The organism is Insolitispirillum peregrinum (assembly GCF_900156605.1).
In the GTDB taxonomy this organism is placed as follows: Bacteria; Pseudomonadota; Alphaproteobacteria; order Rhodospirillales; family Rhodospirillaceae; genus Insolitispirillum; species Insolitispirillum peregrinum.
In genome coordinates, this window is the sequence record NZ_FTOA01000001.1 from 63451 (window position 1) to 86771 (window position 23321).

Annotated in this window: 20 protein-coding genes; 4 read left to right on the plus strand and 16 right to left on the minus strand. The window is 62.0% G+C overall.

Translation table 11 applies throughout. The features are described 5' to 3' along the window. Positions 1 to 19: 19 nt before the first annotated feature. Positions 20 to 757: a class I SAM-dependent methyltransferase gene (locus BW995_RS00260; RefSeq protein WP_076397938.1), complete on the minus strand. Its 738-nt coding sequence runs from the start codon at positions 755 to 757 to the stop codon at positions 20 to 22. 58 nt (positions 758 to 815) lie between these two features. Next, positions 816 to 1676 (minus strand): hypothetical protein, encoded by an 861-nt coding sequence (locus BW995_RS00265; RefSeq protein WP_076397940.1) that lies wholly within the window; start codon positions 1674 to 1676, stop codon positions 816 to 818. Between the two features lie 154 nt (positions 1677 to 1830). Here BW995_RS00265 and BW995_RS00270 point away from each other — a divergent pair, with 154 nt between their 5' ends. Further along, complete coding sequence (locus tag BW995_RS00270) at positions 1831 to 2400, plus strand: YdcF family protein (protein ID WP_076397942.1); 570 nt, start codon at positions 1831 to 1833, stop codon at positions 2398 to 2400. A gap of 291 nt (positions 2401 to 2691) precedes the next feature. Beyond that, positions 2692 to 5277: a bifunctional aconitate hydratase 2/2-methylisocitrate dehydratase gene (gene acnB / locus BW995_RS00275; protein WP_076398852.1), complete on the plus strand. Its 2586-nt coding sequence runs from the start codon at positions 2692 to 2694 to the stop codon at positions 5275 to 5277. A 302-nt stretch (positions 5278 to 5579) separates the two neighbouring features. On the opposite strand, the gene BW995_RS00280 is transcribed toward acnB, so the two are convergent. The 10 genes from BW995_RS00280 to BW995_RS00325 all read right to left on the minus strand — a co-directional run bounded on the left by BW995_RS00280 (position 5580) and on the right by BW995_RS00325 (position 14338). Continuing rightward, entirely contained in the window at positions 5580 to 5963 is a 384-nt protein-coding gene (locus tag BW995_RS00280) for a DUF2023 family protein (RefSeq protein WP_076397943.1), read from the minus strand. Beyond that, entirely contained in the window at positions 5942 to 6424 is a 483-nt protein-coding gene (gene fldA / locus BW995_RS00285) for a flavodoxin FldA (protein ID WP_076397945.1), read from the minus strand. Before fldA ends, BW995_RS00280 begins: the two co-directional genes overlap by 22 nt. A gap of 268 nt (positions 6425 to 6692) precedes the next feature. Further along, positions 6693 to 7325: a hypothetical protein gene (locus tag BW995_RS00290; protein WP_076397947.1), complete on the minus strand. Its 633-nt coding sequence runs from the start codon at positions 7323 to 7325 to the stop codon at positions 6693 to 6695. Between the two features lie 262 nt (positions 7326 to 7587). Further along, positions 7588 to 8640 (minus strand): ABC transporter substrate-binding protein, encoded by a 1053-nt coding sequence (locus BW995_RS00295; RefSeq protein WP_245821182.1) that lies wholly within the window; start codon positions 8638 to 8640, stop codon positions 7588 to 7590. Between the two features lie 173 nt (positions 8641 to 8813). Then, positions 8814 to 9947: an NAD(P)/FAD-dependent oxidoreductase gene (locus BW995_RS00300; protein ID WP_076397948.1), complete on the minus strand. Its 1134-nt coding sequence runs from the start codon at positions 9945 to 9947 to the stop codon at positions 8814 to 8816. Further along, positions 9944 to 11329 (minus strand): FAD/NAD(P)-dependent oxidoreductase, encoded by a 1386-nt coding sequence (locus BW995_RS00305; RefSeq protein WP_076397950.1) that lies wholly within the window; start codon positions 11327 to 11329, stop codon positions 9944 to 9946. Before BW995_RS00305 ends, BW995_RS00300 begins: the two co-directional genes overlap by 4 nt. After that, entirely contained in the window at positions 11326 to 11652 is a 327-nt protein-coding gene (locus BW995_RS00310; protein ID WP_076397952.1) for a (2Fe-2S)-binding protein, read from the minus strand. The genes BW995_RS00305 and BW995_RS00310 overlap by 4 nt, the downstream gene beginning before the upstream one ends. A 51-nt stretch (positions 11653 to 11703) precedes the next feature. After that, positions 11704 to 12498 (minus strand): ABC transporter permease, encoded by a 795-nt coding sequence (locus tag BW995_RS00315; RefSeq protein ID WP_076398854.1) that lies wholly within the window; start codon positions 12496 to 12498, stop codon positions 11704 to 11706. A gap of 5 nt (positions 12499 to 12503) precedes the next feature. Then, positions 12504 to 13361: an ABC transporter permease gene (locus tag BW995_RS00320; protein WP_076397953.1), complete on the minus strand. Its 858-nt coding sequence runs from the start codon at positions 13359 to 13361 to the stop codon at positions 12504 to 12506. After that, entirely contained in the window at positions 13358 to 14338 is a 981-nt protein-coding gene (locus BW995_RS00325) for an ABC transporter ATP-binding protein (protein ID WP_076398855.1), read from the minus strand. The genes BW995_RS00320 and BW995_RS00325 overlap by 4 nt, the downstream gene beginning before the upstream one ends. A 243-nt stretch (positions 14339 to 14581) precedes the next feature. Between BW995_RS00325 and BW995_RS00330 the strand changes: the two genes are divergently transcribed. Continuing rightward, positions 14582 to 15424: an IclR family transcriptional regulator gene (locus tag BW995_RS00330; protein WP_076397955.1), complete on the plus strand. Its 843-nt coding sequence runs from the start codon at positions 14582 to 14584 to the stop codon at positions 15422 to 15424. A 342-nt stretch (positions 15425 to 15766) separates the two neighbouring features. On the opposite strand, the gene BW995_RS00335 is transcribed toward BW995_RS00330, so the two are convergent. The 4 genes from BW995_RS00335 to speE all read right to left on the minus strand — a co-directional run bounded on the left by BW995_RS00335 (position 15767) and on the right by speE (position 21108). Continuing rightward, positions 15767 to 16582, minus strand: a complete 816-nt coding sequence (locus tag BW995_RS00335; protein WP_084194459.1) for a universal stress protein — start codon at positions 16580 to 16582, stop codon at positions 15767 to 15769. 445 nt (positions 16583 to 17027) lie between these two features. Continuing rightward, positions 17028 to 18497: a CHASE domain-containing protein gene (locus BW995_RS00340; protein WP_084194460.1), complete on the minus strand. Its 1470-nt coding sequence runs from the start codon at positions 18495 to 18497 to the stop codon at positions 17028 to 17030. Positions 18498 to 18748: 251 nt separating this feature from the next. After that, complete coding sequence (locus tag BW995_RS00350; RefSeq protein ID WP_076397960.1) at positions 18749 to 19936, minus strand: type III PLP-dependent enzyme; 1188 nt, start codon at positions 19934 to 19936, stop codon at positions 18749 to 18751. A gap of 317 nt (positions 19937 to 20253) precedes the next feature. Continuing rightward, positions 20254 to 21108, minus strand: a complete 855-nt coding sequence (gene speE, locus BW995_RS00355) for a polyamine aminopropyltransferase (protein ID WP_076397961.1) — start codon at positions 21106 to 21108, stop codon at positions 20254 to 20256. 349 nt (positions 21109 to 21457) lie between these two features. On the opposite strand from speE, the gene BW995_RS00360 reads away from it, so the two are divergent. Further along, on the plus strand, positions 21458 to 23227 hold the full coding sequence (locus BW995_RS00360) for a DnaJ domain-containing protein (RefSeq protein ID WP_076397963.1): 1770 nt from the start codon (positions 21458 to 21460) through the stop codon (positions 23225 to 23227). The last annotated feature ends 94 nt before the right edge of the window (positions 23228 to 23321 follow it).

Below are 23321 nucleotides of genomic sequence, written 5' to 3' on the forward strand. Positions count from 1 at the left end.
GCTTGATGCGATGGCTCGCTCACCCGGTCTTGCGGAAGGTCAGGGCGATGGAGGGTTGGTCAAAGCTGACGGACTCACCCGTTGCTGTCGCGGTCTGCGCAAAGGCGGTGCGAAGGTCGGCTTCGTGCTGGTCGAACAGCGCCTCACGCTCGACATTAGCCGAAACCAGCCGCTCGCGGAATGCCTCAAACGAGGCCATCACGACAGTGTGACAGTACTGGTATTCGTTGAGCGCCTCCAGCCCCAGCGGTGCCAGCGTGGTCAGGGCCTGCTGGGCGGTGGCGCGGACGGTGGTTTCATCATCCACCAGTCGGCACAGGTCAAAGAACGGGCCGTAGGCAATCGGCTCGTTGACGTACAGAATGCCACCGGGGGCCAGAACGCGCGCCACTTCGGCCAATGCTTGCGGCATGACCTCGTGGGGGACGTGGTGCAGGCTGTTGAAAAAGATCACCACGTCGGCGCTGGCGTCGGGCAGCGGCATCGACTGGGCCACCCCCTCGATGATGGTGACGTTGGCAAGGGCAGGCAGGCTGCGGGCCTTGGCCAGTTGGCGGGGGGAACATTCCAGCCCGATCCCGCTGGCGGCACCGGCCTCATGGACCAGCCAGCGCACCAGCCTGCCGTCGCCACAGCCAACATCAACCACCCGCTGCCCTTGTACGGCCAAGGCCTGCAACAGGGTATCGCGGCTGCCCTGACGGGGCCACAGGGGATAGGACTGGGCATAGACCGAGGGCGGAACGGTAACGGGCATGGGCTATCCTTTGTTCATTGGCAGACAAGGAATGATGCCCGTACCCGACCTGTTGTGATCAGAAAAACTCTGGCCGTTCCGGGCGGTAGGTGATCTTGTTGGCCCGTTCATAGGCCACGATGAACTGCATCAGGTCGCGCTTGCGTCCCATCGCGCCCGCCACCTGCGCCGGAGTCACCACCGGCCCGGTGATGCGGTTTTCTTCGACCATCTGCTTGATGCGGTCGAGGAACACCTTCAGGTTCAGGGCTTCGATGGTGTCGGCGCAGAAATTGATGAAGCCGGAATAGCGGACCGGTTTCTTCGGCTTGACCGGATGATGGGCCGAGACGGCGAACGAACCGGTACGGCCACCACGACGTTCCAGAATGGCGGCGCGGTGATAGTCCTTGAACGGCGTGAACACCACGGCGGTCTGGCTGTCGTGCTGGGTGACGACATCGGCGTCTTCGCCCAGCAGGCGCTGGGTGACTTCACGGATGGTGCTGTCGTTCACGTCCCCGCCCAAGGCAATCCGCTCGATTTCTTCGATCTGGTTTGACGGGTTGGTGGTAAAGACAGTTTCACCTTCGTAGTGCAGTGAAACCCAGGATTCACGCTGAAATTGCTTTTCATAGCTGGAGGTGCGCTGTTTCCACAGCTCTGACCAGTCGGTGGTGTCCGTACCAAGGTTGGAGAACATGGCCGGGTTCTGGTTAAAACGTTCCAGGACCATCGACGTCAGACGCAGGGTACTGGGGATGTTTTGTCCGCGCACGACGAGGTTTTCGGTAAACCCGTCAGCCTTGAGTTGCATGCTGACACGGTTCGACCGAATCTGGAACACCGCGTCATCGTCGGCGTGTTGTCCGCCGAACCCGAAGCGATGTACGGTGCTTTTCTCGCGGAAAAGCGTTATCCCTGAGATGACAACGGCCATTTCTTGGCTTCAATTACCCTAAATTATCCCCTGGAAGGCCGCAAAGCCCAGTGAAGCAAAGGCATTCTGCAAGCAAAATCATCCGTTGTCTATCATGGTTTGCGATCTGATGATGCACCGTAGCATTTAAAAGCCATAGCCGAAAGAGAGACATATGCACCACGAAGACCTCTTTCCTGGCAACAATGACATGAATGCCGTTCCGTTAGCGAAAACGGTTGTTGTCCTGGGCGCGCGTATTCATGACGACGGGACGCTCAGTCCTGCTCTGGTGCGACGTTTGCAGCGACTGGTTCTATTGTGGCAGCGGGACAGGGGGCGTCCCGGGGCCATCGGGACCATCGTCCTGTCGGGTGGGCGTCCGAAAGGCTATCCGGGGGAAATGGCCGAGGCGGAGGCGATGGCCGAATGGCTGGTGGCAGCCGGGGTGCCAGGACAGATGATGGTGCTGGAGGATGTCTCGCGCACAACCCGCGAGAATGCCCTCTACAGCCTGATGTGGGCGCGCCGGTGCGGGGTGCGGAAAATCCATGTGCTGACCGACTGGGCCCACCTGCCACGGGCGATGCTGGTGTTCCTGATCATCGGGCGGGGATGGGGGATCCGTGTGCGTGGGGTGGCGGCACCGCTGTCATGGTCATGGTCATCGCTGCGCGCGATCGGTCGGGAATGTGCGGCCATTGCGGCCGACGCGATTCGAGCCTGGCGTGTTTCACGCCCCTGATAATGATTCCGTTCGGGTGGGGATGATCCACTGACGGGAACGGCACCGCGGAAACAGATTGCTGCCGGTGCTTTGGAGTGGCTTTATTCCTGCATTTCCACAGCCTGACAGGCAAAACGGGTGGTGCCTTCCCTGCCCGAACGGATAGTAAGGACTGGACAAAAGCGGTGTTTTGTGGTGTAAGCAGGGACAACCCTGACCGTCTGTGATCGCTGTGCGATGCCTTGGGCAGAGCATGTCGGTGCGCGGTGTCAGGACGCCCTCTTACATACAGCCCTGCGGAGGATGTCCGTGCTTGAAGCCTATCGCCAGCATGCCGCCGAGCGTGCCGCCCTCGGGATCCCACCCCTGCCGCTCTCTGCCCAGCAAACCGAACAGCTGATCACCCTGCTGGAGAACCCGCCGAAGGGCGAGGAAGAAACTCTGGTTGATCTGCTGACCCACCGCGTTCCCGCCGGTGTGGATGATGCCGCCAAGGTGAAGGCCGGCTTCCTGGCCGCCGTTGCCAAGGGGCTGGAAAGCTCGCCGCTGATCAGCCGGGTCAAGGCCACCGAACTGCTCGGCACCATGCTGGGCGGTTTCAACATCCACCCGCTGATCGAGCTGCTCGACGACGCCGAAGTCGGTGCCGCCGCCGCCGAGGGTCTGAAAAAGACCCTGCTGATGTTCGATTACTTCCATGACGTCAAGGAACTGGCCGACAAGGGCAGCGCCAACGCCAAGGCGGTGATCCAGTCGTGGGCCGATGCCGAGTGGTTCACCTCGCGCCCGGAAGTGCCGGAATCGCTGACCGTCACCATTTTCAAGGTGACCGGCGAAACCAACACCGACGACCTGTCGCCCGCCCCGGATGCCTGGAGCCGTCCTGACATCCCGCTGCACGCGCTGGCGATGCTGAAGAACCCGCGTCCGGGCATCGAGCCGGAAGACGCCGGTGTTCGCGGCCCGATCCGCTTCCTCGAAGAGCTGCGGGCCAAGGGCAATCTGGTGGCCTACGTCGGTGACGTGGTCGGCACCGGCTCGTCGCGCAAGTCCGCCACCAACTCGGTGCTGTGGTTCACTGGCGAAGACATTCCGTTCGTCCCGAACAAGCGGTTCGGGGGCGTCTGCCTCGGTACCAAGATCGCCCCGATCTTCTACAACACCATGGAAGATGCCGGTGCGCTGCCGATCGAGCTGGACGTCAACCAGATGGACATGGGCGACGTGGTCGAGCTGCGTCCCTACGAAGGCAAGGCCCTGAAGAACGGCGCGGTGATCGCCGAATTCAAGGTCAAGTCCGACGTGATCTTTGACGAAGTGCGCGCCGGTGGCCGCATTCCGCTGATCATTGGTCGCGGTCTGACCACCAAGGCCCGTGAATCGCTGGGCCTGCCGCCGAGCACCCTGTTCCGTCTGCCGGGCGTGCCGGAAGACAGCGGCAAGGGTTTCAGCCTGGCGCAGAAGATGGTTGGCCGTGCTTGCGGTCTCGCCGAAGGTCTGGGCGTCCGTCCGGGCACCTATTGCGAGCCCAAGATGACCACCGTCGGGTCGCAGGACACCACTGGTCCGATGACCCGCGACGAACTGAAGGATCTGGCCTGCCTCGGCTTCTCGGCCGACATGGTGATGCAGTCGTTCTGCCATACCGCCGCCTATCCCAAGCTGGTCGACGTCAAGACCCACCGCGAACTGCCGGCCTTCATCTCCACCCGTGGCGGCGTTGCCCTGCGTCCGGGCGACGGGGTGATCCACTCGTGGCTGAACCGCCTGCTGATGCCCGATACCGTCGGCACCGGCGGTGACTCGCACACCCGCTTCCCGATCGGCATTTCCTTCCCGGCTGGCTCGGGTCTGGTGGCCTTTGCGGCGGCGACCGGCGTGATGCCGCTCGACATGCCGGAATCGGTGCTGGTCCGCTTCAAGGGCGAGCTGCAGCCGGGCGTGACCCTGCGCGATCTGGTCAATGCCATTCCGCTGTACGCCATCCGTCAGGGCCTGCTGACCGTCGAGAAGAAGGGCAAGAAGAACATCTTCTCTGGCCGTATTCTCGAAATCGAAGGTCTGCCGGACCTGAAGGTCGAACAGGCCTTCGAACTGACCGACGCCTCGGCGGAACGGTCGGCGGCGGCGTGCACCGTGCGTCTGAGCAAAGAGCCGATCATCGAGTACATGACCTCGAACATCACCCTGATGAAGTGGATGATCGCCGAGGGCTATGCCGATGCCCGCACTCTGGGCCGTCGCATCAAGGCGATGGAAGCGTGGATTGCCAATCCGCAGCTGCTGGAGCCCGATGCCGATGCCGAATACGCCGCGGTGATCGATATCGATCTGGCCGACATCAAGGAACCGATCGTCGCCTGCCCGAACGACCCGGACGACGTGAAGCTGCTGTCCGACGTCGCTGGCGACAAGATCGACGAAGTGTTCATCGGCTCGTGCATGACCAACATCGGTCACTTCCGCGCTGCCGGGAAGGTGCTGGACGGCAAGTCCGACATCCCGACCCGTCTGTGGATTGCCCCGCCGACCAAGATGGACGCCGCCATCCTGAACGAAGAAGGCTATTACAGCGTTCTCGGCAAGGCGGGTGCGCGGATGGAAATGCCGGGCTGTAGCTTGTGCATGGGCAACCAGGCGCAGATCCGCAAGGGCTCGACCGCCATGTCCACCTCCACCCGTAACTTCCCGAACCGTCTGGGTATTGATACCCGCGTGTATCTGGGGTCGGCCGAGCTGGCGGCGGTGTGCGCCCTGATGGGCAAGATCCCCACCCCGGCCGAGTATCTGGAGCAGGTGATGGTCGTCAACGCCAAGGCTGCTGACGTTTACCGCTACATGAACTTCGACCAGATCGAAGCTTTCCGTTCGGTGGCCGATACGGTCACTGTCTAAGGAAAGACCCGCCATCGGGACATGGCCCTTGTCTAGCCATGAACCGGTGATCCGGGACGATTGCACGCATCCTTGTGCCCCTGCCAGCCACGCTGGCAGGGGTCTTTTTTCGGCCTTGGCAGATGGCTGGCAGAAAGATCGTGGAGCGCTGCTCCACACCTCGCAGGGGCCTTGAGGCCCCTGACCCCATTCTTTTGATAGTGAAAGAAAAAATGGGGGTTTGGGGGCATCGCACCCAAACGGGTTCGGGCGGTAGCCCGTTCTCTTCCACTGACTGTCGTGTCCTGTAGCGTCACACAACGTTAATGGGCCGCCGCACGGATCGCCACTGGCCTGCCAGTCTGGTGCATGGCGAGGAAACGCAGGCACTGCTGTTCGCGGTCATAGCCCAACAGGGTTCCAAGGATGAAATCCTCTTCGGGGGTCAGACAACACAGCGGTTTGGTGACGATCCGGCGGACGGTTTCGATGCAGGCCGGGCGACCAAAAAACAGGTTGGTCTTGCTGGTACCGGCGGCGTGCAGGTAACAGGGAATGCTGTCCTGTTCCAGCCGGGCCTGCGCCCGGGCGGCATCGCCCGGACAGAGGGTGAGCATGAACAGGTGGCGGACCCCCTTGTGGAATTCATAGAGGTACTGCGGCAGGACGCCCAGACATCCGGCGCTTACACCAACTGTTTGATCCATTCGGTGATCCGTCCTTCGGTTTTCGAGGATTGATTGTCTTCGTCCAGCGCCAGCCCGACGAACTTGCCGTCGCGCAGGGCCTGCGAGCCGCTGAAGTCATAGCCCTTGGTGTCGGTAAAGCCGACCACGGTCGCGCCCTTGGCAACCACGGTGTCATACAGGATGCCGACCGCATCAATGAACGAATCGGGATAAGTGACCTGATCGCCGGTGCCGAAAATGGCGACTTTCGTGTTGCTGAGATCGGCTTCTTCCAGAACCCCCAACCGCTCTTCCCAATCGGCCTGCAAGTCACCGACGCCATAGGTCGGACAGCCCAGCACCAGCAGCGAGCAGTCTTCAAAGTCTGCGGTTTTGGCCTTGGTGATGTTGAGGACCGTTGCATTGAGCTTTTTGCCGATGCGGGTGGCAATTGCCTTGGTGCAGCCGGAATCCGAGCCGAAAACAACCGTGATGCTCATTGTGCTTCCTCGTATGTGTCATGGGACGGGTGCCCGAGAGCAGGGGCCGGTCTCCCCGGGGGAGCAAAGGGAGCGGCTGGCCTCTCGATGGGAGGAATGTTAATGCTAATGAGAATTGATTGCAACAGATGATGATGCAGTATCTGTATGTTTGTGATGACAAGAGGTTTTGGCTGGGCCGTCAGCCTCACCGATTAGGCAGTCAAGGAAGGAATGGGGCTGACGGCTGGTGGAGGCGGCTGTCGGCGCTCCTCACTGAAAGACGGTGTCACCAGTAGCCTTCACCGCGAAGCTCTTTGGTATTTTTGTCCAAATGGTATTCACAGTGAAAGTTTATTCCTGGAAGTGTCCATTGGTTGTCTTGCGTTATTGTGTATAATATATTGCTCCATGAAGAGAGTTCTCTTACTGAGTCTCCATATTGCTCCGTTCCGAGCAGGTATCTATAGACATTATCCCTTGATCGCATATCTTTCATTTTTCCAAAAACACTTTGATTGGCGTTCATCTTCTCCACTTCTGTTGCTGTACCCTCTTCTATCGCACCGGATTTGGCGAGGAATGCCAATTCTCTGGCGATAAGGCCTTGATTATAGTGGGCATTAATCTCGGTGGCCCCAATCATTGCTTTTTTTGCTTCTGAACGGGTGATTCCCCAGAACGCCATATCGAGGCAATGAGTAAGTTCGTGCATCAGAATGCAGGCCTGATGCGGAGCAGCAAGAGTAAACGTCGGTAAATGAATTGTATCTTTATCAATGGCAGAGCCATAGGCATTCAGGCCTGCGTCAGCTATGCCTTGAACATTCGCCAGCTCTTGTCTTGCGAGTAGCGCCAATCCCGACGGGCATTTCTGGAGAAGTTTGTAGCCTTCAGAGAAATTATGCGGAACCGTGATCATGATGGTATCCTTTGATGACTAAAATCAATAATGGATAAAATTCATTGTATTCTATCTCAGGTTTATCTGTAGGCCGATGGTGTTGAATGTCTCTGTCCAGGCACTTTCATGGTTTGCCCTGTGGGGGACGGCGTTGTATGGCGCGGTGCGCGAAAAAAAAGCGGGACAGATCTGCTGATCCATCCCGCCTTTGACAACCCGTTCAACAGAACGAGTCTGGGGTGTGGAGCAGCGCTCCACATCCCTGTTTTCCCCTTGCTGATTACCGTTCGATCTCGCGGTTCCAGCGGTCGTTCCACTCGGTGCGCTTTTCGTTGATCACGTCCCAGTCCACCAGCTTGGCGTTTTCCATGTTGGCCTGGAAGGTGCGCAGCTCGGCTTCCTTGTCCTTGGTGGCCTTGGCGGTGGTGTTCGACGGGATCTGGCTGCCGTATTGCAGGGCGGCTTCCTGCGCCGGGGCCGACAGCAGGAATTCGGCCAGCTTCTGGGTCAGGTCGGGTTCGCTGTTGTTCTTGATCACGCATTCGCCGACCATCAGCACCACCGAGCCTTCTTTCGGCTGGGCGTATTCGACCTGAACGCCCTTTTCCTTCAGCGCGCCGACGCCGGTCGGGGTCAGCGGGAAGATGGCGGCTTCGCCGGTCTGCACCATTTCGGAAATCTTCGACGAGCTGGGGATGTATTCCAGCACGTTCGGGCCGACCTTCGGCTTCCAGTTCTTGAAGCCCGGCTCGACGTCGCTTTCATTGCCGCCCTGGGTGCGGTTGAACATCAGGAAGGCGTGCAGGCCAAAGCTGGACGACGGGGCGGACTGCACCACCACCTTGCCCTTGTACTTGGGATCGGTCAGGGCCAGCCACGAGTCCGGGGCGCTCCAGCCGTTTTCTTCGAACATCTTCTTGTTATAGGCCAGGCCGACCATGCCCATGTTGACGGCGGCGGCCATGTTGTCCTTGAACTGGGCGACTGGGTAGAGCTGCTTCATGGTGGCCGACTGGTTGATCGGCGCGCACATGCCCATGCCGATGGCGCGGAACATCAGGCCGTCATCAAGGAAGGCGATGTGCATCTGCGGCGCGTCTTTCTGTGCCTGCATCTTGGCCAGAATGTCGGTTGAGGTGCCGGGAACGACCACCACCTTGATGCCGGTCTCTTTTTCAAACAGCGGGAAGACGTGCTCGGTGTAGGTCTTTTCCATCGTGCCGCCGTTCATCCCGACGTACAGGGTCTTGTCGGCAGCCAGTGCTGCCGAAGACGCCATCGAGGTCAGGGCGGTAGCCGCAATCAGAATCTTTTTCAGCATCGCAGTCATCATCTGGTGTCCTTCCTGAGAGGGGAAAATGGCAGTACTGGAGCAAATCCCGAGCAGATGACTTCATCTGCGACGACGTATTTGCTAAAACGTTGGCAATTAGAGCAAATCCCGAGCAGATGGCCTCATCTGCGACGACGTATTTGCTAAAACGGTTGTAAGGAAAAGAGTAAAGGTTAACGGAACCGGTCGGCGCTGAAGGCGGCAATCGGCGTAACGGACTGACCGGACATCACCAGATCGGCAAGTACGGCGCCGACGGCGGGGCCAGTCTGGAACCCGGCACCTGAAAATCCACAGGCGTGGAACAGGCCGGGAATGGTGGAGCTGGGGCCAATGATCGGTTCGTGGTCGGGAGTATAGGCTTCGACCCCGCTCCAGCTTCGGATGATGGTGGCCCCGGCGAGATCGGGGAACAGCTCGGCGGCTTGCTGCAGCAGATTGACCAGAGCGCCGCGCTCGGGGCGGGCAAAGTCTGGCACTGGCGCGTTGCCGCTGACCGGGTGGGGAATACCGCGCCCGCCGCCGAAAATGAAGTTGCCGCGCGTCACCTGACGGCCATAGACGCCGCCGCCTTCGACCCCGATGCTGACTGGCAGGAAAGCGGGCAGCGGCTCGGTGACCGCCATCAGCGGATGGGCGGCGCTGATCGGCAGGGTTTCGCCCAGCCGGGCGGCCAGCGCCCCGCTCCATGCCCCGGCGCAATTCAGCAATACCGGTGCGGTGACGGTCAGGTCTTGCGCCACACTGCGCAGGCGAAAGCCGGAACTGGTCTGCTCGACCTCGCTGACCGGAGCACCTTCGATGATGGTGGCACCGGCGGCGGTGGCGGCACGGGAAAAGGCCGGAGACACCAGACGGGGGTTGGCGTGACCGTCTTCCGGGCACAGCGAACCACCGACCGCCTTGTCGCCGATCATCGGGAACATCTGGCGCAGCTCGTGGGCTGACAGCAACTGTAACCCAAGCCCATAATCTGCCACCTGCGCGGCATAGGCTTCGAGCACCGCCATGTCCTGCGGCGAGCGGGCCAGCTTCAGGTGGCCAGAGCGGACGTATTCCCCGTCTTCGCCAATCAGGTCAGGCAATTGCCCCCACAGGGCATGCGAGCGTTGCGCCAGCGGCAACTGCTGCGGGGCGCGGCCCTGACGGCGGACACCGCCATAGTTCACCCCGCTGGCCCGGCTGCCGCAGCGGTCGCGTTCCAGCAGAACCACTTTCTTTCCGGCGCGGGCCAGAAACAGCGCCGCCGAGCCGCCGACGATCCCGCCGCCGACAATCGCCACATCGGCTTCGATCAGGCGGCTCATGGTGTGTTCTCCGGGGTCACGCCAATCGGGATCGGCTTGATGGGGGTTTGCGGACGGATGCGGGCGATGTCGTTGACCGCGCAGCCATGCTGATGGGCCAGCAATTCGGCGGCGGCGGCCCCGCACATCCGGCCCTGACAGCGGCCCATGCCGATCCGGCTCAGCGCCTTCAGGCGGTTCAGGTCGCGCGGCTGATCCTTGCGCACGGTGGCGCGCAGGTCGCCAGCGGTGATTTCCTCGCACCGGCACAGCACCAGATCATCGCTGACGGTTTCAGCCCAGCGGGCGGCAGGCAACGGAAAGGCTTGCAGCAGGGCCGTGCGGAAGCGGACAAACGCCGCCATGCGTTTTTCGAGAACGGCAACCCGTGACGGGTCGATGGTCGCGCCCTGATCCTGCAACAGGGCCAGTGCCGCCCGCTCGCCGCCGACTTCGGCGGCATCGGCCCCGGTGATCCCGGCACCGTCGCCCGCCAGATAGACCCCGGCCAGCGACGAGCGTCCGGCGCTGTCCCGATCCGGCAGCCAGGCACGATCGAGCGGGTTGAAGGAAAAGGCACATCCGGCCATGTCGGCCAGTTGGGTTTCCGGGCGCAGGCCATAACCGATGCCCAGCCCGTCGCAGGCGGTGTGCTGCTGGCGTCCGGCGCTGTCCTGCCAGATCACCGACGCCACCCGCTCGTTGCCTTCGGCACGAACAGGGGTGATACCCGTGTAGACCGGCACGCCGTAGGCCTTCAGCCAGGCGGTATAATACAGCCCCTTGGCCAGCACTTTCGGTAGGGCCAGCAGGCCGGGCAAGTGCTTTATCCGCAGCCCGAAGGCCGAGGTATCGAGCACGGCGGCCACGGTGGCTCCGGCTTTGGCATACTGATAGGCAATCAGGTACAGCAACGGGCCAGTGCCGAGGAACACCACCGTCGATCCAATGCCGCACCCTTGCGCCTTCAGCGCAATCTGCGCCCCGCCGAGGGTAAACACGCCGGGCATCGTCCAGCCGGGCATCGGCAGCACGCGGTCGGTAGCGCCGGTGGCAAAGATCAGGCTGTGGTAGGCAAGGGTGGCTGTCCGCCCGTTGCTCAACAGGTCGAGGGCACCGCGCTCGACGTTCCACACCAGCGTATCGGGGCGATAGTCGATACGGTCAGCGTAGGGGGCCAGTGCCTGATGGATGGCGGTGGCCTTGGCGGCCTCGAAACCGTACAGCTCGCTGGCCGACCGCTGGCCGGGACCGGCGGGGGGTTGGCGGTAAATCTGGCCGCCGGGGCGGGGGGATTCGTCGAGCAGGATCGGCGACAGGCCGTGTCGGGCCAGGGTCACCGCCGCCCGGATGCCTGCCGGACCGGCACCGATAACGACAGGGGGGAGGGGCGACTGGCTCATGGCTTGGGCTCCTCGGCGATCACTGGCGGCGGGGCGCTGGTGGTGGACAGGCTCATGTCTGCCTCCAGCAGGGTCGAGCAGGCGCGCAGGCGCTGCACCGGGCCATCGCCGCGACGGACCTGCACCCAGCAATCCTGACAGGCTCCCATCATGCAGAACCCTGCACGCGGGCTGCCGGTGAACTCGGTGGTGCGCAGACGCTCGCGGACGGTCAGGACGGCGGTCAGCAGGGTATCCCCCGCCAGGGCGCTGACCGCCTGACCATCCAGAAAAAAGCGCACAGAGGGGCGGGACTGCTCCGCATACCGGATCAGCAGACTCATGACACACTCGCAAGACAGGGAAAGGGCGCAGACAGGCGATGGGACAGGCTGTTACCGCTGACCAACCAGCACCCGGTCCAGACCATAGATGCGGTCAAGGATCAGGGCCGTGGTGGCTGTCAGGGCGACAATCAGGGCCGAAACCGCCGCCATCATCGGGTCGATGGATTCCGTGGCGTACATGTACATCCGCACCGGCAGGGTGATGGTCGACGGCGCGGTGATGAAGATCGACATGGTCAGTTCATCAAAGCTGTTGATGAAGCACAGCAGCCAGCCACCGGTCACGCCGGGCAGGATCATCGGCAGGGTGACGCGGACAAACATCGTCCACCGGCTGGCCCCCAGCGACAGGGCGGCATGTTCCACCGTCCGGTCATAGCCGGTCATGGCCGAGATCAGCAAGCGCATGGCATAGGGGGTGATGATCAGCACGTGGGCCAGCATCAGCCAGAAGAAGCTGCCGGTGGCCCCGATGTGCGAGAACAGTTGCAGCAGGGCCACCCCCAACACCAGATGCGGGATCACCAGCGGCGACAGGAACAGGGCTTCCAGTGCCCCACGCCCACGGAATTCGCCACGGGTGATCGCCATTGCCGACGGTACGGCCAGCGCCACTGACAGGGTGGCCGAGGTGCTGGCCAGCCACAGGCTGTTGACGAACGAGGTCATGAAGTCCGGGTGGTGGAACACCTTTTCAAACCAGCGCAGGGACCAGCTCCAGCCCGGCAGGGACAGGGTGTTTTCGGGGGTAAAGGCAACCAGACAGACAATCACCAGCGGGGCCAGCATGAATACGACCACCAGAGCGTTGAACGTCAGGGCGAGGGCTCCGTTACGAGGCATGGTCATCATCCTAAACGACGGCGGTACTGGCCTTCCACCACCCGGTGGCACGTCAGCATCACGACAAGATTGGCAAGCAGCAGGATCACGGCAATCGAGGCGCCCATCGGCCAGTTCAGTTCGTGCAGATACTGGTCATAGACGGTGGTGGCGACCATTTTCAGGCGGCGACCGCCCAGCAGGCCGGGGATGGCGAACGAACTGGCCGCCAGACCGAACACGATCAGGCCACCGGACAGGATGCCGGGCATGATCTGGGGCAGGACGACGCGGGTGATGGCGGTCAGGCGCGAGGCTCCGAACGACAGGGCGGCCTGTTCCACCTGCGGATCGAGCTTTTGCAGCGAGGTCCACACCGGGATGATCATGAACGGCAGCATCACATGGACCAGCGCGGCGATGACGGCACCTTCGGTGTACAGCAGGCGGCTTTTGCCCCAGCCGAGCGCCACAAACAGCTGGTTGATCGGGCCTTCAAAGCCCAGCAGCATCGACCAGCCAAAGGTGCGCACCACCACCGACACCAGCAACGGGGTCAGCACGATCATCAGGAACAGCGAGCGCCATGGGCGGTTCATCCGGCTGAGGATATAGGCTTCGGGGACGCCGACAACCACGCAGATCAGGGTGGTCAGCAGGCCGATTTTCAGCGTGCGCCAAAAGATTTCCAGATAGAACCCGTCGCTGATCACTTTCCAGTAGTGATCAAGGGTAAAGCCGCCAACTGCGCCCTTCATGTTGTCGTATTCGTTGAACGACAGCAGCAGGGTCAGGGTCAGCGGGGTCATCAGCATGACCAGAAACAGCGCCAGCGACGGCAGGGTCAGCCACACCGGCGAAAACTTTTTCGCGGCTGCCATCATGCCCGCCCTTCTGCCAGAGTGCGCATGTTGGCCTCATCCCACTGCACCCCGACCACCGTACCGGGGGCCTGCGGCGCGCTGCCGTCGTTGGGAATGGTGACGGTCAGCTCGCCCAGGTCCGAGGTCAGGTGATAGAACCACTGGCTGCCGAGGAAAAACCGTTCGGCGACGGTGGCATTCACCCGGCCCGATCCGGCAGCGACCAGACGCAGCTTTTCCGGGCGGATGTGGCGTTGCGGATGGCCGGGGGCCGACGGGATCATGTTGGTCTTGCCGACAAAGCGGGAAATGAAGTCGGTCGCCGGATGCTCGTACACCTGATAGGGGGTGTCAATCTGCATCACCTTGCCGCTTTGCATCACCACCACCCGGTCGCTGACCGAAAAGGCTTCGGCCTGATCGTGGGTAACCATGATGGTGGTGGTGCCGACCTGCTGCTGAATGTTGCGCAGCTCGAACTGCATCGCTTCGCGCAGCTTGGCATCGAGGTTCGACAGCGGCTCGTCGAGCAGCAGCAGCGGCGGCTGGATCACCAGTGCGCGGGCCAGGGCAACGCGCTGGCGCTGACCACCGGACAGTTCGCGCGGATAGCGGTCGGCGTAGGCATCCAGATGGACCAGCGTCAGGGCATGGTCAACCCGCCGGGCGCGCTCGGCCTTCGAGACCTTTTGCATTTCCAGCCCGAAGCTGACATTCCCGGCAACGGTCATGTGCGGGAACAGCGCATAGCTCTGGAACACGATCCCCAGCCCGCGGCTGTTGGCCGGGGCATGGGTGATGTCGCGGCCTTGCAGGCGGATGGCTCCGGCGGTGGCTTCGACGAAGCCGGCGATCATTTGCAGGGTGGTGGTTTTCCCGCAGCCAGACGGCCCCAACAGCGAAATGAACTCGCCCTGTTCAACCGTCAGCGAGACGTTCTCGACGGCATACAGGTGTCCATACTGTTTTGTCAGATTATCAAGTTCCAAAAAGGGCACGACCGAGCACTCCCGCAAGACTTCCACTATGTGGAAGAAACATTCATTTTCTTTACCATCTGCCGCAACCCTCGTTCCCGGATCACTTGCGGCATATGCCTTGTTGGCTTGTTGTCCCTAGGGTTCCCTGAACCACAACAGGCGTCAACGATCAATTCTATCAGATGAGAAGAAACTATGGATTTTTCCAACATACGGAATATGATCGGCTGAAGGTTCTGTGGCTTTGTCAGGATGGGAATGATGTGCGCTGCACAAAATGAGGGCGTTGATCAGCAAAGCCCAAAAACTAGCCTCCAGCGTGGGCTGGCGATTCTGCGGGCTGTGGCTGGTCATGGGGCCGATGGGGCGCGGCTGAGTGATATTGCCCGCGACCTCGGCATGACCCCGCCGACCACCCACCGTCTGCTAAAGGTGCTGGTGGCCGACCGGATGGTCGATTACGACGGGACATCGAAACGCTACCGGCTGGGGCTGGACCTGTTTGTGATGGCGGCACAGGCCGGGGCTTGTGGCTCGTTGCGCGATATCAGCCGCCCGATCCTGCTCCGGCTGTCGGCGACCTTGCGCGATACGGTGTTTTTGCTGGTGCGCAGCGGCTTTGATGCCGTCTGCCTCGACCGGGCCGACGGGCCGTTTCCGATCAGCTCGTTTACCGGCGATGTCGGCGGGCGGGTGATGTTGGGGGTGGGGCAGGGCAGTCTGGCCATTCTTTCCCATCTGCCGGAAGAAGAGCAGCAGGAGGTCATCCGCTTTAACCTGCCACGGATGCAGGGAATGGGGCTGCTGGACGAGGTTTATCTGCACACCGCCATAGCACGCACCCGGCGACAGGGCTTTGCCAATCAGCCCTCCGGCATGTTGCCGGGGGTGTCCGGGGTGGGGGTGCCGATCTTTGACCATCAGGGGCGGGCGGTGGCGGCCCTGTCGATCGGGACGCTGACCGAGCGGCTGACCGAGGAGCGTCTGGGGGTGGTGGTCAGCATCCTGCAACGCGAGGCCGCCAGCATTTCCCGCCAGATCAACCCGTTTGACAAGGCACTGACCCGTCCGGCCACCACCTTTGGCAGTCAGGCTCCGCAGTAAAGGCACTTCAGGGACGGGAAAAGCGGTCTTTTTTCCCGTCCCTGCCGTCAGGTTAGAGCAGCGTGCGTTAAACCGGACGCCACAGTACACGACAGTTTGAAAACAAAAGCGGGCTGCCGCCCGGACCCGCTCGGGGCCTGAGGCCCCGAACCCTCATTTTTTCTTTGAATAACAAAGGAATGGGGTCTGGGGCCGACTGGCCCCAGCGAGGTGTGGAGCAGCGCTCCACGTCCTTGCTTTCCGACTGTCGTGTACTGTGACCGGACGCAGGCACGCTGCTCTAACTTTTTGTTTTGTCGCATTGTTATTGCGAAAACCGGTTCCCACTTTTCTCACAATGCTCTAGTGCGACATCAGCACCGGAACGGTCATGTGGCGCAGGATGTGGCGGGTGCCGCCGTGGCGTTTGAAGTTGGCAAAGCCGGTATTGCCCGATGCCCCCATCACCAGCAGGTCGGCGCTGAGGTCGGCGGCCTGATTGAGCAGCATGTCCATGATGCCAATGCCTTCGGCCTGAATGTAGTCAGGTTCGGCGGTGACGCCATGGTCAGCCAGATGGGCGCAGAGATCGCCCACGCTCTGTTCCAGTTCCGGTGATGGCTTGGCAAAGCAGAGGATGCGGGCGCTGCTGCATCCCTGCATCAGCGGCAAGGCATCATTGACCGCCCGCACGGATTCCCGGCTGCCGTTCCAGGCGATCAGCGGACGCTGGCCGAGGCTGGTGTTCTTGTAGGCGTAGGGGATGATCAGGCCCGGTCGCCCGGCATTCAGCACCACTTGTTCGGGCAGGTCACGCGGCACCACCTGCGCGGCGGCTTCGTCGTCCTGACTGAGCAGGACCAGATCAACATGGTGGGCTGCCTCGATCAGTGCGCGCGAGACTTCCAGGGCGCTGCCCCGGTTGGCATCACGCCAGCTGTACGAGCGCAGGTGGCCGGAACAGGCGGCTTCGAATTTCTGGCGGCTCTGTTCGGCAGCTTCGACATAGGCCGGGCTGGGCCAGCTGGCGACCATGCCGATCATCTGGGCCTGCGCCAACTGCCCGAACAGGCCGATCAGGCGGGCTCCATGCTGTTCAGCGAGGGCAATGGCCAGTGACAGGCGGTCTGCGCACAAGGGGCCAGAATCGAGATGCACAAGGATATTTTTCAAGGACATCGGTTGCCTTCCTCCTTGGACCGTCGTGCGCCATATCCGGGGAGGCGCGACGGTCCAGCCTTTTGATTTGTCGCATTGTTTTTTTGCGTAAAACCGGTTCCCACCTTTACGCATCAACGATGCGCCTTGCCGTTCATGCACCCGGAGCCATTTCGCCTGCCCCCAAGCGATGGTCCGGTTGTTCCGGGTTTTCTGCCTCCGTGTTTTTGACAGCCTTAGCGCAAGGTCGGTCAAAAGTGATCCGGCAGCAGGCAAACCTGTCGCGCATGGTATCATTTGCCTCCGTGCTGTCGCGCATTTTTGTCGGCCCGGCTCAAGAACGGGAAAGCCCACCTGATCGGGTAGCGACGGCAGTGCGGTTGAGCCGGTATCCATAGAACTCATAGATACCCCAACGGAAAGCAATACTTTTTTGGGTGGGGTGCAGGGGGCGGGCAAAATGGCCCTACAGGGCAACGCCGTCGCTGTGGCTGCTCTGCCAGCCACGCAGGCGTTCGGCTGCACGATTCAGGGCCGATGTGGCATCAAGGTCGCCATCACGGACCACCGCCGCGCCGATGCTGGCCGTCAGCGGTGTGCTCGACAGGTCGGTCGGCGAGGGGATGGCCTTGACGGCGCGGCGCACGCGGTCGGCGGCCATGATCGCTCCGTCGCGGTTGGCACCAATCAGCAGGGCGGCAAAATGGCCAAAGGCGGTTTCGGTCAATAAATCCGTTGGACGCAATGCATTACGGCAGGCAGCCATCATGCGGGCCTGTACGTCTTTCTGCTGGGCGGGAGTCCAGTTTTTCTGGTGTTCCTGATGGCAATCCAGCGCGATCACCAAAAAACCAACGGCGCGGCGATAGCGCAGGCTGGTGGCCATTTCGGCCTCGGCAGCCTTGAAGAACGTGGTCAGGGGGAGCAGCGAGACATCCCCATCCAGCGAGGAGGCGGTCTTTTTGTGCTCATGGGCAGACACTCTGGCATGGCGGGTGAGCAGATATCCGGTCAGGGCCAGCAACAAGGCCATCGCCACACCGGTGGCCCGCAGCGTCCAGATGTCCTGATTGATCGGCGACCAGCCATCAACCGGGGTTGCGGCGATCTGCCACGAGCCATTGGGAAGGGGGAGGTCGATGGTTTCCGGGGCGCGGGAATAGACCGAGTCAGAGCCAAAGAAGGTCTTGCCGCTGGCGCCATTGCCGTCATGTCCGCGCAGGGCAATATCCAGTGTCAGGCCCTGCCGCCGCTCTTCGCCGGTCGTGCTGCCTGCAATCAGCGGGGTGATGATTCCTGCCTTGGTCAGCATGGCGGAAAAATCAATCGGCATTGAAACCAGCCCCCAGTAGCGGGCTCCCTGACCGTTGCGGGCCGGAACGGCGATCGGGAACCGGGCAATCACCGCTATCCCGCCCTGTATGCGCTGCACCGGGCCGTTGAGGACGGCATGGCCGGTGCTGATGACCTCTTCGATGCTGGGCCACTGATCGGGGATGGTGCGATAGTCGATGCCGATGACCGAGGTATTGCCATTCAAGGGGTAGACGTGGGTAATGCGGGTGCCCTGGGCCAGCGCGATGTTCAGGACCTGTGAGCGGTGGCTGAGCAGGCTGCGGGCCATGGTGTAGAAATCATCGTCGCGCAGGGCCGGGTTGGCGGCAACAAAGGCTGCCATGCCTTGTCCCACCAGCAGATTGGCGGTCAGGGTGGCGTCCAGTCGGGCGCGGATGGCGACCAGTGTTTCGCGAACCGTACTGTGACGGGCCGCCGCCCGTTCCCGGATCATCCAGTTTTCGATCGCAGCCGTTGTCCCCAGTGTGGCAAGGGCAAGAAGCAGGGCGACCAGAAGCGGAAGCCTGTGGAACTGCCACCATGACGTTTCTGCCGGGGCGGATGCGGATGAAGACTCACCGGCTGGAAAAGAGATGGTCATTCCGGGACATCTCCCTCGGAACGGCGGGCCACGGGGTCGAGCAGAGCGGGAAGCACGGGGGTACGATGTGCATTAACCACTTTCATGCAGAAAGGATGTCGTATTTGGCAGGGCTTGTAAATCCTCTCCACCGGATCATAGCCGCAGAGCCATAAAGGGTCATGAGGGGCCAGGCAGGGGCGCAACGACAATCCCCCCTGCCGGGGGGCGAGGGGGGATTGCCGGGTAAAACGGGGTGGCAGGGGGAGCGGTCAGGCCGCCGAGCGCATGGTGGGCAGGCTGTAAACAATCGCCGGAGCCATCACGTCTTCGTCGATCACTGTCACCCAGCCATGGCCATCAAAGCCGTTAAAGCCGGTGCGCAGCGAGTTGGAATAGGCCCCGATCAGGCCGATTTCCACCCAGTCGCCTTCCCGTACGTCGGATGGCAGGTAATGCGGGCCGGGCATGCTGTCGACGGAATCACAGGTCGGGCCGTAGAAGTCAAAGCCGATCCGCTTGCCGGTGGCAGCCGTTTCCCCGCTGGGGCGGAGCACCCGTTGCGGGAAGCAGTTGCCGAGATACTTCAGCTCGGCCAGACCGCCATAGGTGCCATCGTTGAGGAACAGCGCGGTGTCACGGCGCAGTTCAACGCGGGCAATCACCGAAACGCCATCGGCAACCAGCGCCCGACCGGGTTCGCACTGCAAACGGCAGGTCTTCGGCAGGTTGATGGCGGCGCAGGCTTCGGTCACGGCCTGCACAAAGGCCACGAAGGCTGGTTCTTCGCCGGTATATTCACCGGGGAAACCGCCGCCTACGTCCAGAACGTCAATGGCTACGCCTGACAGGCGGATCACTTCGCCGCACTGTTCAATGGCATAGGAAAAAGCTGACGGATCAACACATTGTGATCCGACATGAAAGGTCAGACCACTTTTGCAGCCGGTGGCGACCACCTGTTGCAGCAGGTTGACAGCCTCGTCAATGCTGGTGCCGAACTTGCCCGCCAGGCACATTTTGGCCTGACCACGCGGCATGTCCAGACGGCAAACCAGCGTCAGGTCACGGGCATTGCGGGTGACTTCGAGAATTTTGTCCAGTTCGTCCTGATGGTCAAAGACGAACGAGCGGACCCCGAACTTGTAATAGGCTTCGGCAATGGCTTCGCGGCTTTTGACCGGATGCATGAAATGACAGGTCGCGCCCGGGTAACGGGCGGAAATCTGACGGACTTCTGCAATCGAAGCTGTGTCGAAATGTCGAACCCCACCCTGATAAAGCGCGTCAATCACCAGATCATGATCGTTGCATTTTACCGCGTAGAGGACGTCACCGGGAAAAGCCTTCAGCATCGCCTGGGTCCGGGTGGTGATCACGCGGGGACGGACGAGGTGAACGGGTTCACGGGGACGAAGGGTATCGACGACTTCCTGCGCGGAAGCAAACAGCTGCGTCATGGCAACAACTCCCTACCAAACCGTACCGCCGGAAAATTTTTCCAGACGATATGCGATCGATAAGAGAGCCGGTCGCCGTGCGTACTCGGTGGGAACGAAGGGGATGTTCTCGATGAGCCGCCGTGCTTAGGGCAATCTTTCGAGCCGGAGTTATGCCCCCTGCAGGCCCCTGCCGTAAAGTGAATTTTCCCCTTTTGTCGAAAAAAGATAGTCGAGACAGAGGGTTGACAGGGTGTCCGCCTTGTCTTTCAACCGGGAAAGGGCAGCCGTAGGGGGTTGGAATCATTGCCCTATCCCCCCACGGCTTCCGCTGTGCCTCAGGCCATCAGGCGGGCGATCCATTGCGGCAGGGCAAAGGCACCAGAGTGGATGGCAGCGTTGTAATAGTCCGTTTGCAGGCTGATGTCGCCGATCCGGCGGGCGATGTCATCGCTGCCGAGCTGGTTCAGGCTGGTGCCCTTCGAGCCCCAGGTCAGGGCCATGAAGCCGCCGATATAGCTGGGGGTGACGGTCAGGTAGCAGCCGCTGTGGGCAAAGACGCCGCGCAGCTGACCCATGGTGTCGGTCAGCTCTTCCGGCTGGTAGAACGGAGCGCCATTCTGGAACACCACCACCCCGCGTTCGGTCAGGGCGTCACGGATCAGTTCGTAAAAGGTGGTTTCAAACAGAACCTGCGCCGGGCCGACCGGGTCGGGGCGGTCGGCAATGATCAGGTCAAAACGACCCTTGTTGGCTGGATCCTTCATGAATTCGAAGGCATCCTGAATGTGCAGGGTAAAGCGCGGGTGATCAAAGGCTCCGTGGTGGATGTGCTGCAGGTGCTGTTTGCAGGCTTCGACCACCTCGCCGTCGATTTCACACATTTCTACCTGCGCCTGCGGATGCTTCAGCGCTTCTTCGGCTACCGCACCGTCACCGCCGCCGATGATCAGCACACGCTGGACATCACCGATCTCGATCATCGGAACATGGGTCAGCATTTCGGAATAGCTGGCCTCGTCACGGTCGGAAATCTGCACGATGCCATCCAGCGCCATCACCCGGCCATTGCGGACGGTGTCGAAAATCTGGATGTGCTGGAACGCTGACCGCTGATCCACCAGCATCGGGCCGGTAATGTCCATGGTCTGGGCAAAGCCCGGGTGCAAAACTTCGGCGAAGGTCCGAGGCATCGGCGTCTCCTGCTCCTTGGTCGTTTCTGGCTATAGGGGTTTCCGGGGGCAGGTATAAGCGGCACTGGCGGTAAAGAAAACCCCCTGTGGTGATGGCAATGGCAATTGACACAAAACGGTGATCCTGCCGATGGCGGGGTCGCATCCTCTCGCCAAGCGTCGCCAGAGAGGGTACTGTCCGTTAACCGTTTGTTTGCAGGCTCCTTCCTATAGTTGCGCCATGATCACGTCGTCATCCCCTTGTTCCCGCCTCTGCGCCGCCGTGGTGATGGAGAAGACGGGCCTCTGTGCTGCCCCGGTGCGTTCGGGGTGGGTGCCTGTCTGTCTGCCCGGCGCGGAGGCGTAAGGGATGGCCCGCCACCTGCGCGACCCCAAAGGATACTATGCGACGCTGGGTGTGCCCCATACCGCCGATGCGGCGGCGGTGAAGGCCGCCTATCGCAAGCTGGCCAAGGTGCTGCATCCCGATCACAACAAAAGCCCCAATGCCCAGGTCGATTTTCAGCGCCTGTCCGAAGCCTATCAAATCCTGTCCGATGAGCAGAAACGCCGTCGCTATGATGCGATGGGGGCCAGACTGGCGGCGGCAACGGCGGCACATCCGTCGTCCGGGGCCTCGTCTGGCGCGGGCTCTGCCGGGGCTGCGGCCCCGGGGCAGGGGGGAGCCGAGCGCACCCGCTCTGCGCCGCCACCGCCACCGCCACGCCAGCAGGGCACCGCCCGCAGCGGCGCATCGGCCTATGGGCAGGCCGCCGCCTATGCCACCCGACCACGGACGGCCGCCCGCAGCACCCGGGGGCCCTTTGATCCGCCGCAGGCCTGCCAATGCTGTGGCAAGGTGACCGCCCAGCCGCGCTATGTGGTCTTTCCCACTGTGCGCGGACGCCTGTTCAAAAGCGTACGCAGCACCGTCGAAGGCATTCTGTGCCGTCAGTGCGCTGACCGTATCGCGTTGAAAGCGGCATGGAAAAACTGGCTGTTGGGCTGGTGGTCGCTACCTTGGGGGCCGTTTCATACCATTTCGGCGCTGGTGACCATCGCGCGGGGGGGATTTTATCCCCGGGACCGCAATTTTGCCCTGCTGCTGAAGCAGTCGCGGGCCTTTTTGATGCGCAACGATGCGGCGGTTGCCCATGGTCTGGCGGTGCAGGCGCGCGGCTATGCCGATGGGCCGAATGAAAAGGCGCTGGCCGACGGGCTGATCAAGGCCGCTCCGGCACCGCAAGGCAAGGCGTTGCGCAACAAGTGGTCGGAGGGAAGCTGGTTGCGGGCCATGCAGGCGGTGCCGCTGATGCTGGCCTGCGGGTTGGTGTTGCTGGCGGTGAACCAGTGGACCACGGTCACTTTGTGGGGACCACGGTCGGCGCCGGTGGTGACCGAAGCGCTGATGCCGCCTCCGGCGTTGCAGCCGCCGTCCGCCCTGCAACAGTCGTTGCTGGTCGAAGGACTGGACCGGCCCCTGTTGTTGCGCACTGGCCGACTGTACGAAGTTACCGCACCGCTGCTGCCGTTGCGCACCGGGCCGGGCACCAGCTATACCACCCTCAGCAAGCTGGAAGCCGGGACGACGGTTCTGGTGACCGAAAACGCCCCCGAAGGTGGATGGGTGCGGGTTCTGACCGCCGAAGGGCAGTCCGGCTTTGTGGCCGGGCGCTATCTGACGCCGGGCCTGGCCGGGCGCGGACTGGACGACAGCCTGACCCCACCGGCAGCCACCAGCGAACCAGCCCGCAAGGAGCCGGCGGCACCTGCCCCGCGCCCGGCCCCGACCGGGCCGCCGACCTCGCTGTTGCCAGCCGCGCCCCCCCCTGCTGCGTCGCCCGCACCGGACAAGGGGAGCGATGCCTCGCATGTGGTTCCGGCTCCCCGGCCCTCTCCCCCGCTGCGGGTGACCCCGCCGCAAGTGATTTCCCCGCAGGCAAGCACCGAAACGGCGGCTCCGGTGAATGCTCCGCTGCCATCGGTGTTGTCCCCGTCTCCGGTGGGCAGTAACGGAAGCCGGAAAAGCGGCGCAGTCTTGCCGGTGGCCGAGGATGACGGCGAGGCAAGCCTCAATGGTTTGGGCAATCCGGGGTCGATCGGGGTCTTTACGCCGATCTCTCCCGGTTCGCGCAATTAAGCAGGCAGGCCATGTTCCTGATGGCCCATATGTCTGCTAATCGAATGAAAATAAATGGTGTTTTTGCAAAGGTGGCGGTGTTTTCCGTGCGCGA

Bases quoted from the DNA above. Each gene is read 5' to 3' on its own strand.
- BW995_RS00260 (WP_076397938.1), bottom strand. From the start codon at position 757: ATGCCCGTTACCGTTCCGCCCTCGGTCTATGCCCAGTCCTATCCCCTG.
- BW995_RS00265 (WP_076397940.1), bottom strand. From the start codon at position 1,676: ATGGCCGTTGTCATCTCAGGGATAACGCTTTTCCGCGAGAAAAGCACC.
- BW995_RS00270 (WP_076397942.1), top strand. From the start codon at position 1,831: ATGCACCACGAAGACCTCTTTCCTGGCAACAATGACATGAATGCCGTT.
- BW995_RS00280 (WP_076397943.1), bottom strand. From the start codon at position 5,963: ATGGATCAAACAGTTGGTGTAAGCGCCGGATGTCTGGGCGTCCTGCCG.
- fldA (WP_076397945.1), bottom strand. From the start codon at position 6,424: ATGAGCATCACGGTTGTTTTCGGCTCGGATTCCGGCTGCACCAAGGCA.
- BW995_RS00290 (WP_076397947.1), bottom strand. From the start codon at position 7,325: ATGATCACGGTTCCGCATAATTTCTCTGAAGGCTACAAACTTCTCCAG.
- BW995_RS00295 (WP_245821182.1), bottom strand. From the start codon at position 8,640: ATGATGACTGCGATGCTGAAAAAGATTCTGATTGCGGCTACCGCCCTG.
- BW995_RS00300 (WP_076397948.1), bottom strand. From the start codon at position 9,947: ATGAGCCGCCTGATCGAAGCCGATGTGGCGATTGTCGGCGGCGGGATC.
- BW995_RS00305 (WP_076397950.1), bottom strand. From the start codon at position 11,329: ATGAGCCAGTCGCCCCTCCCCCCTGTCGTTATCGGTGCCGGTCCGGCA.
- BW995_RS00310 (WP_076397952.1), bottom strand. From the start codon at position 11,652: ATGAGTCTGCTGATCCGGTATGCGGAGCAGTCCCGCCCCTCTGTGCGC.
- BW995_RS00315 (WP_076398854.1), bottom strand. From the start codon at position 12,498: ATGCCTCGTAACGGAGCCCTCGCCCTGACGTTCAACGCTCTGGTGGTC.
- BW995_RS00320 (WP_076397953.1), bottom strand. From the start codon at position 13,361: ATGATGGCAGCCGCGAAAAAGTTTTCGCCGGTGTGGCTGACCCTGCCG.
- BW995_RS00330 (WP_076397955.1), top strand. From the start codon at position 14,582: ATGTGCGCTGCACAAAATGAGGGCGTTGATCAGCAAAGCCCAAAAACT.
- BW995_RS00335 (WP_084194459.1), bottom strand. From the start codon at position 16,582: ATGTCCTTGAAAAATATCCTTGTGCATCTCGATTCTGGCCCCTTGTGC.
- BW995_RS00340 (WP_084194460.1), bottom strand. From the start codon at position 18,497: ATGACCATCTCTTTTCCAGCCGGTGAGTCTTCATCCGCATCCGCCCCG.
- BW995_RS00350 (WP_076397960.1), bottom strand. From the start codon at position 19,936: ATGACGCAGCTGTTTGCTTCCGCGCAGGAAGTCGTCGATACCCTTCGT.
- speE (WP_076397961.1), bottom strand. From the start codon at position 21,108: ATGCCTCGGACCTTCGCCGAAGTTTTGCACCCGGGCTTTGCCCAGACC.
- BW995_RS00360 (WP_076397963.1), top strand. From the start codon at position 21,458: ATGGCCCGCCACCTGCGCGACCCCAAAGGATACTATGCGACGCTGGGT.